The 7,300-nt window shown below is 61.3% G+C and carries 10 protein-coding genes and 1 pseudogene; all 11 read left to right on the top strand.

The features are described from left to right. Nucleotides 1–91 precede the first annotated feature (91 nt). On the top strand, nt 92–1,237 hold the full coding sequence (locus H0485_RS20585; RefSeq protein ID WP_226937775.1) for a Clp protease/crotonase-like domain-containing protein: 1,146 nt from the start codon (nt 92–94) through the stop codon (nt 1,235–1,237). Further along, on the top strand, nt 1,215–1,934 hold the full coding sequence (locus tag H0485_RS20580; protein ID WP_226937774.1) for a phage major capsid protein: 720 nt from the start codon (nt 1,215–1,217) through the stop codon (nt 1,932–1,934). The genes H0485_RS20585 and H0485_RS20580 overlap by 23 nt, the downstream gene beginning before the upstream one ends. Nucleotides 1,935–2,032: 98 nt before the next feature. Further along, nucleotides 2,033–2,386 carry a DUF2190 family protein gene (locus H0485_RS20575; RefSeq protein ID WP_226937773.1) on the top strand — a complete coding sequence of 118 codons (354 nt, stop codon included), beginning with the start codon at nt 2,033–2,035 and terminating at the stop codon, nt 2,384–2,386. After that, on the top strand, nt 2,386–2,712 hold the full coding sequence (locus tag H0485_RS20570; protein ID WP_226937772.1) for a head-tail joining protein: 327 nt from the start codon (nt 2,386–2,388) through the stop codon (nt 2,710–2,712). Before H0485_RS20575 ends, H0485_RS20570 begins: the two co-directional genes overlap by 1 nt. Continuing rightward, complete coding sequence (locus H0485_RS20565; RefSeq protein WP_226937771.1) at nt 2,709–3,131, top strand: hypothetical protein; 423 nt, start codon at nt 2,709–2,711, stop codon at nt 3,129–3,131. The genes H0485_RS20570 and H0485_RS20565 overlap by 4 nt, the downstream gene beginning before the upstream one ends. Nucleotides 3,132–3,146: 15 nt before the next feature. After that, nucleotides 3,147–3,866, top strand: a complete 720-nt coding sequence (locus H0485_RS20560; RefSeq protein ID WP_226937770.1) for a phage tail tube protein — start codon at nt 3,147–3,149, stop codon at nt 3,864–3,866. Nucleotides 3,867–3,871: 5 nt separating this feature from the next. After that, a complete protein-coding gene (locus H0485_RS20555; RefSeq protein ID WP_226937769.1) occupies nt 3,872–4,213 on the top strand; it encodes a hypothetical protein in 342 nt (113 codons plus the stop codon). Then, nucleotides 4,210–4,314: pseudogene (locus tag H0485_RS22060) on the top strand (phage tail assembly chaperone); the annotation flags it as partial. The gene H0485_RS20555 and the pseudogene H0485_RS22060, both read left to right, overlap by 4 nt. Beyond that, nucleotides 4,315–4,518, top strand: a complete 204-nt coding sequence (locus H0485_RS20550; RefSeq protein WP_435531522.1) for a hypothetical protein — start codon at nt 4,315–4,317, stop codon at nt 4,516–4,518. It abuts the pseudogene before it with no gap. After that, nucleotides 4,515–6,731 (top strand): phage tail tape measure protein, encoded by a 2,217-nt coding sequence (locus tag H0485_RS20545; RefSeq protein ID WP_226937768.1) that lies wholly within the window; start codon nt 4,515–4,517, stop codon nt 6,729–6,731. Before H0485_RS20550 ends, H0485_RS20545 begins: the two co-directional genes overlap by 4 nt. A gap of 6 nt (nt 6,732–6,737) precedes the next feature. Continuing rightward, entirely contained in the window at nt 6,738–7,223 is a 486-nt protein-coding gene (locus H0485_RS20540) for a hypothetical protein (protein WP_226937767.1), read from the top strand. The last annotated feature ends 77 nt before the right edge of the window (nt 7,224–7,300 follow it).

The raw sequence follows: 7,300 nt of genomic DNA, 5'->3' as shown, positions 1-7,300 counted from the left end.
ACCATCCTGGCTGAAAGGAGGCGCATCAAACAGCAGACCATCCAAAACCGCCGCTTGAACCACCAGCGTCAAGCAGCATAGCCTGAACCCGATGAGCCCAAGCCATCTGCTACAAAATCAGCGCGGCTGTTCCAAATCATTCGACGACGGACACTGGTATGTCGAGGGCCGCGGCACGGAACAGGATCACCTTCACGCCGCCAATAGCCTCGCAGTGATCGCAAACGCCTATGCCGGAATTTATGCGAAGGCGGCAGGGATCACAGTCGAAGAAGCCCGTGAGATCATGAAGGCTGAGACCTATTTCGACGGTCCCGCCGCGCTGGAGGCGGGCTTCGCAACCTCGATCGAGGATGATGGCGATGAGGCTGAGCCTGCAGCCTTCGACTATCGAATTTACCAGCACGCGCCGAAGCGTCTGCTGGCCGCCGCTGGTGCGCTTCAGCGCAAGCGGCCCCGAGCATCGGTACTGGCCATGATGGTCGGCGCCGAACCCCCAAAAGCCAGAGGAGCAAAAGCCATGGCGGCAAAGATCAAACCGGCCCCCCGGGGCAAAGTCACGGCGAAAACCGCCGCTGAAGAGGAAGAGGATCCCAATCTCGAGGAGAATGAGGATCCTGAGGCCGAACTCGACGAAGAAGATCTCGAAAGCGAAGGCGGGAATCTCGATGAGGAAGATCTGGACGCTGAAGAGGAAGATGAGCCGACCGCATCTGCCCCCGCAGAGGCTCTGGCTATCTACCGGATGTGCACGCGCAGCGGGCTCACCAACGGCGAGGCCGAGGAATTCATTTCGCGTGGCCTGACCTGTGTCCAGGCGGTTGCTGAGCTCAACGGAAAGGGGTCGAAAGTGAATACCAGGAACCATGCTCCCCGGGCGCGGATTTTGCGCGATGAACGCGACACCCGCCGCGCTGGTATGACGGCCGCTCTCGCGGCGCAGATCGGTCGCCAGCGCGAGGTGTCGGGTCCGGGGCGGCAGTATATGGACATGTCGATCATGGATATGATCGCAATGTCGATACGGGCATCGCGGCTCGCTGCGCACTGCGGGCCAGAAGATGGATGTGATGATGGCCGCGAGCCTCACCACCAGCGATTTCCCGGCGATCTTCCAGAACGCTCTGAACAAGCAGCTGCTGGAAAAATACCAGCTGGCCGAGCCGACCTACAGGGCGATCTCGCGCCAGAAGAACTTCCGCGACTTCCGCCCCATGCCGCTGGTTCGTACCGGTGATTTCCCGATGCTGAAGCCGGTGGGCGAAGGTGGGGAAATTAAATGGGGCAAGTTCGGCGAAAGCGGCGAACAGGCGCTGATCAGCTCCTATGCCGTGGGCCTGACCATCAGCCGGCAGATGATCATCAACGACGATCTCGGCGCCATTGATGAAGTTCTCTCGAACTATGGCCAGTCGGTCGCGATGTTTGAGGAGCGCACCTTCTATGCCTTCGCCCTGGCTGCTCTGATGGCTGACGGGAAGGCAATCTTCCATGCTGGTCACGGCAACCTTGCTGGTACTGCCGCCGCCATCAACGCGACCAGCGTTTCGGCGGGTCGCGCTGCGATGCGCAAGCAGAAGTCGATCGATGGCAACACTCTGAACATCTCTCCCAGCATCCTGCTGGTTGGTCCTGACAAAGAGACCGAAGCTGAAATGTTCGTGGCCGATATCACGCCGACCCAGACCAGCGCCGTTAACCCCTTCTCGGGCAAGCTGACCCCTGTGGTTGCGGCCGAGATCACCGGCAATGCCTGGTATCTGCTCTCAGGCTCCAATCCCTGCTGGATCCACGGCTTCCTCGAGGGGGCAGAAGCGCCTCGCCTGCGCACCGAAGAACCCTTCGGCACCCAGGGCTTCTCGATGACGCTCGAGCATGATTTCGGCCTCGGCGCTGCGGACTTCCGTGGCGGTTATAAGAACGCCGGCGCCTGATCAGGCGCTGACTTTGATCTGACGAAAGGGCTCCTCCGGGGGCCCTTCGTCATTTCCGAAACATGCCCTGTCGAAAGGGCGAAGAGAGGAAGAAATCCATGGCTAAAAACTTCATCCAGCGGGGATGGACTGTCAGCGTTCCCGCGCCGCGTGATGTGCTCAGCGGTGAGCTTGTCGTCGTCGGAGTGCTGGCCGGTGTGGCTCAGCACGATGCTGCCTCCGGCACTCCCGTCGAGATCAATACCGAGGGCGTTTTTGCTCTGAAGAAGACCAGCGCTCAGGCCTGGACTGTCGGCGCCGCGATCTATGCAACGCCTTCGACCGGGATCTGCGGAACCGCAGCCACCGCTGGCAATCTTCTGGTTGGTGTCGCAATCGAGGCCGCAGCTAACCCGTCTGAGACCGGAGTGGTCCGCCTCAACGGCTCGGCCCCCGCTGCGGTAGCCGCCTGATGACCGACCTTTTCGATGGGGTGACCGGTCTTCTCTCGTCCACCTTCGGTGGCTGGGTAGATTGGCGCCCCATCGATTTCCCGGCGCAGACGGTCCGCTCAATCTTCCGGCGCGTACCGGTGGAGCTAACCGCAGACAATGGCGAGTCTGTTCTCGCAATGCAGCCGATCTGGCGCGTGGCTCGTGGCGCTCTTCCGCGCGACCCGCTCGCCGGGGATCTCATCGTGCCCACTGATGGCCGAACCTATCGCATCACAGCTGTGCAGGAAGGGGGATCGCCAGCCGGTGACCGCTTCCTGACCTGTGAACTGGAGTTGGTAACGTGACCCACTATCGTAGTCAGATCCGCGCATCGATCCGTCTCACACTGCAGATGATGCCGCATTTCGAAGGTTTCACGCATCTCTCGGCCTGGGCGAAAAACGTTGATGCAGCCAGCCTGCCGGTGATCGCAGTCGCAACGCCCAGCGAGCGCAAAGAGCAGTCTTCCTTTGACAGCTCTGACCGCTACGTCACTGCGGTTGTGGTGATCAAGCGCGTCGGTGGTGACGCGCTCGAAGATGAGCTCGATCTCGACAGCGTCCATCTGGAAGCTGCAGTCCTGCAGACCATGCAGACCCTCAACTTTGGCGGTCAGCTGGAAAGCACTGAAATCGATCTGTCCGGATCCGCCGAGCAGCGGGTCGGCACGCTCACAATGGCTTTCCGCGTCTTCGTCTCGACGCAAGAGCCGTACCCCCTCTGAACAGGAGAAAATATCATGTCCGCTTCCAGTGGCGTAACTCTTGGCTATGGAACCACAATCCGGATCGGTCGTGGCACAGGCCCCGTGGTTTTCACGCTTCTCAGGGGTGCTGAAGAAGCTCAGTTTCCCGATCAGACCCCGGCAGATGTCGATACCACCTGGCTGGGATCGCCTGGCGGCACCGAGGAGTCGATCCGGGGCCTGAAGCCTGTCGCAACCATCAACCTTCCGCTGCAATATGTTCCGGGCAGCGAAATCGATCTGCTGCTGACCGAACTCGAGCAGGCGGGCAGCGATGAGGATATCATCCTCGAGATCACGCCCTCGGGCGGCGGGGCCCATACCTGGGCGGCCTATGTCAACAGCTACCGCATGACCTCGGCCACCGCCAAAGATAAGAAAATGGCGGAAGTCGTGTTCAAGGTGAAGGCGAAGATCGCCACTGGCGCACCCTCGGCCCCGGTGAATACGGTGCTGCCCGCAATCTCCGGCACGCCGAAGGTCGGCAGTGTGCTGACCGGCTGGCCCGGCGTCTGGCCCGTCTCCGGCACGCTCGCTTTCCAGTGGCAGCTCGGCACGGGCGGCGTGTTTAGCAATGTGGCCGGGGCCACCGGGCAGACCTATACGCCGGTGGCCGGTGACGTGGGTAAGACCCCGCGTATGCTTGTGACCAATACCAATGGCACCGGCTCGACCACCGCAACCTCGGCGCCCGCCGCCGCCGTTGTGGCCTGATCCCGATGGCAAATGCTTTCCGGGGTGAAGTGTCGATCGCAGACGGGGCTTATCGCCTCGTCTGTGACTTCAATGCTCTGTGCGAGATCGAGGGCTATTTCGATGATGATATCGATGCCGCTCTGCAAAAGATCGATGCGGGCAATCTGACACTGAAAGAGCAGCGGGCCGTGGTCGCGGCGCTGCTGCGCCATCATATGCCTGGGGTGAATTCACGCATTGCGGGCGAGATCATCGGCGAGGCCTATGAGGAAATGCGCGAGGCCATTCTGCGCACAATCGCGCTGGCCATGCCGGAGCCAGATCCTGAAAAAAAGCCCGCGCGCCGCGAGACGGCGCAGGACTGAATATCCGCCGGCTCTATGAGGCCCATATCCGGGCCGGTCTTGCTCCAGAGACCTTCTGGAAACTGACGCCCAGAGAGTGGGGCCTGCAGATCGGGGCGGCGGTGCAGCTGCAGACCGATATGCGCAATCGCATGGCAATCACCGCATGGGTCGGCGCGCATAACGATAAGGCTGGCCTCGAGGCATTTGTCGCCGCCAGCGGGGCGCCGCTGCCCCCCGAAGCGCTGGATCGCGCACTCATGAACCTGTCGGCAGGGCTGCGGGAAATTTCCATCGAAGAATATCTGAACGGGAGGTCGCATTGAGCAGTTCAAAGGTTGTCGGGCGTCTGCGCGCGGTTCTCGGTCTGGATAAGCGCAATTTTCAACAGGGACTGCGCGATGGTGAGAATGATCTGAAGCGCTTCAGCTCGGTCGCCCAGGCAGTGGGCGGCCGCCTGAAGATGGCTCTCGGGCTGTCGGTCGCTGGGTTTGGTCTGCAGCAGTTGGCCTCGCAGGCAATGGCCGCTGTGCGATCCGTCGCCGAGCTTGGGGATGAGGCAAAGCGCTCTGGCATGTCGCTTCGGGCGTTTCAGGAATGGAAGTATGTCGCCGAACAAAACCGCATCGGGATCGACGCGGTAGTCGATGGCTTCAAAGAGCTCAACCTGCGGGCGGATGAGTTTATTGAGACCGGCGGCGGCTCGGCATCCGATGCGTTCAAGCGTCTGGGTTTCAGCGCTCAGGATCTGAAAAAGAAACTGAAAGACCCATCGGCCCTGATGCTTGAAATCATCGGGCGGATGGAAGACCTCAATAAAGCCGCGCAGATCCGGATCGCCGATGAGCTGCTGGGCGGGGCTGGTGGTGAGCAGTTCGTCCAGCTGCTCCAGCAGGGGGAGGCCGGTATCCGAAAGTCGATCGACGCTGCGCATGAATTTGGTGCGGTTCTCACTGAGGAGATGGTCCAGAAAGCGGATGAGCTGGATAGGAAATGGAAGGTCATCGCCGGTACGCTAGGAGCAGGCTTTGAGAAGGCGGCGCTTCATACGGCCGACTTCATCCTCTGGCTGAGCGGCCTTGAAAAAAGCCTCGACAGCCTCCTTGGCGACGAGGGCCGCGCGAGAACCATTCTCGGGAACGATGTTTATGAGGAGCTGAAGAAAAATCAGCAGGCGGTTGATCAAAACGCAGAGTCGATCGAGGGCCTGGATCTGGCAGTTCAGGATCTCCAGTGGTCTGCTCATGAGATGGCAGTGGGGCTGGCCAAGGCGGCGCAAGAGGCAGCCGTGCTCGGAAATACTGAGCTTGAAGCCCGATTGATGGCGCTCGCCAACGAGATGAACAAGCTGCAGGATGAATTTAACGCCGGAAATATCACCGCAGAGCAGTTGGCAACAGGCCTGCTCGATGTTGCGGATGAAGCTGACAATACCTTTAAGGCACTTTCTCAGGCGGATCAGGTCTCGATGGATTGGGCCATCGAGGAGGTTGGCAGGCTGGGAGGTGCTTTGCGGGTTGCGGCGGGAATGGCTCAAAGTCTCGTGGGGTGGATGGCTAAAGTTTCGGGCGTTGGCGTCCCTGCAACTGATGCCCCGTCCGCTGATGAGGGGCCGGTACTGAGTGAGCTGGCCCCAACCGATGGCAGAGGCGCAAGGCCACCTCAATTGCCCACGGTCGATAGCTATGGGAACTGGCAGGAGGCAAATCAGCCCAAAGGCGGTAAGGGCGGCGGTGGCAAATCCCGCGATGAATATGCCGCTGCAATCGAAAGCTCACGCCAGCAGGTTGCAATGCTCACGGTGGAAACTGCAGCACTTCTGGCCGCTGCCAGTGCCGGTGACAAGTACGGCGGCTCGGTCGATTATGCGAAGAAAAAAGCCGAGCTGCTGATGGCGGCCCAGAAGCAGGGCCTCACAATCACGCCCGCACTTACGGCTGAGATCGATGCCCAGGCGAGAGCCTATGCAACGGCTGGCCTCGCGGCAGAGGAAGCCGCAGACCGGCTGCGGGAAATCGATGAGGCGATGGAGCGGGGCGAGGATTCGGCGCGCGATTTCTTCGGCGCGCTGCTCGATGGCAGTGACGCGGCGAAAAACGCGATCATCTCACTGCTCGCTGAAATGGCAAAAGCGCAGTTCGCATCGGGCGCCCTTGGCCTTCTTGGATCGTTCGGCGGCGGCGGCTTCCTTAAAACTTTCGGTACGTTGCTTGGCGGCGGTATCCCGGTCGGGGCGAACTCGACCGGAACGCTCAACTGGCGCGGCGGCCTGTCGCGCGTGAATGAGCTGGGCGGCGAGATCCTCGATCTGCCCAAAGGCACCCGGGTCATCCCGGCTGATGTCAGCAAGCGCATGGCTGACCAGTCAGGCGCCCAAGCCGTGGATGTGCATGTCACGGTCGGGATGGATGAAAGCGGCAACCTGCAGGTGCGCAACATTGCCCGGCAAGAGGCCTCCTCAGTGGCTGGCGAGCTGAACCGCGCGCTGCCCTCCCGGATTGCCGAGATCAACGCCCGCAATCCGCGCATGCGAGGATAAAGACCCATGGCCCTGACTTTCCCCTATCCGCTCGCCTTCCTGTCGGATGTCCTGCGCGCGGGTGATGTGAGCTTCGACATGAGGCGCAATGACGAAATGTCGGGATCCGGATCCGGGCAGTTCTGGGCGGCAGAGCTGGCCCCGCCGCTCTGGCAGGTGACCATGAGCCTCGCCGCCCGGCGGCCGGAACAGGCGCGTGAAATCGATGCGAAGATCCGCGCGCTCGGCATCGGCCGCCAGACCCTGCTTTTCACCGATCCGACCTATGCCCCGGCGTCGCGTATCGACCCGGGCGGCAGCGCATCGATCGGCAGCATCAGTGCGGACCGCACCCGGATCAGCCTCGCTGGCCTGCTGCCTGATTATGTTGCGACAATCGGAGACCGGATCTCGGTTTCGCTTGGCGCGGGCCGGTACTGGACAGCCGAGCTGGCCGAGGGCGGGAGAGTGTCAGGTCTTCTGTGTATGGCTGATTGGGTCCATGCTTCCTGAGAGGAGCAAGGACGATGACGATTTCCAACGAACTGCTGGACGAGTTGCTGAAGGACTGTAAGCGGCCTGAAGATCTG

Origin of the sequence: Pseudogemmobacter faecipullorum (assembly GCF_020539525.1) — a bacterium.
GTDB classification, from domain to species: Bacteria; Pseudomonadota; Alphaproteobacteria; order Rhodobacterales; family Rhodobacteraceae; genus Pseudogemmobacter; species Pseudogemmobacter faecipullorum.
The sequence above is the reverse complement of the archived record's forward strand: the minus strand, read 5'-3'. Positions and strand labels throughout refer to the sequence as shown.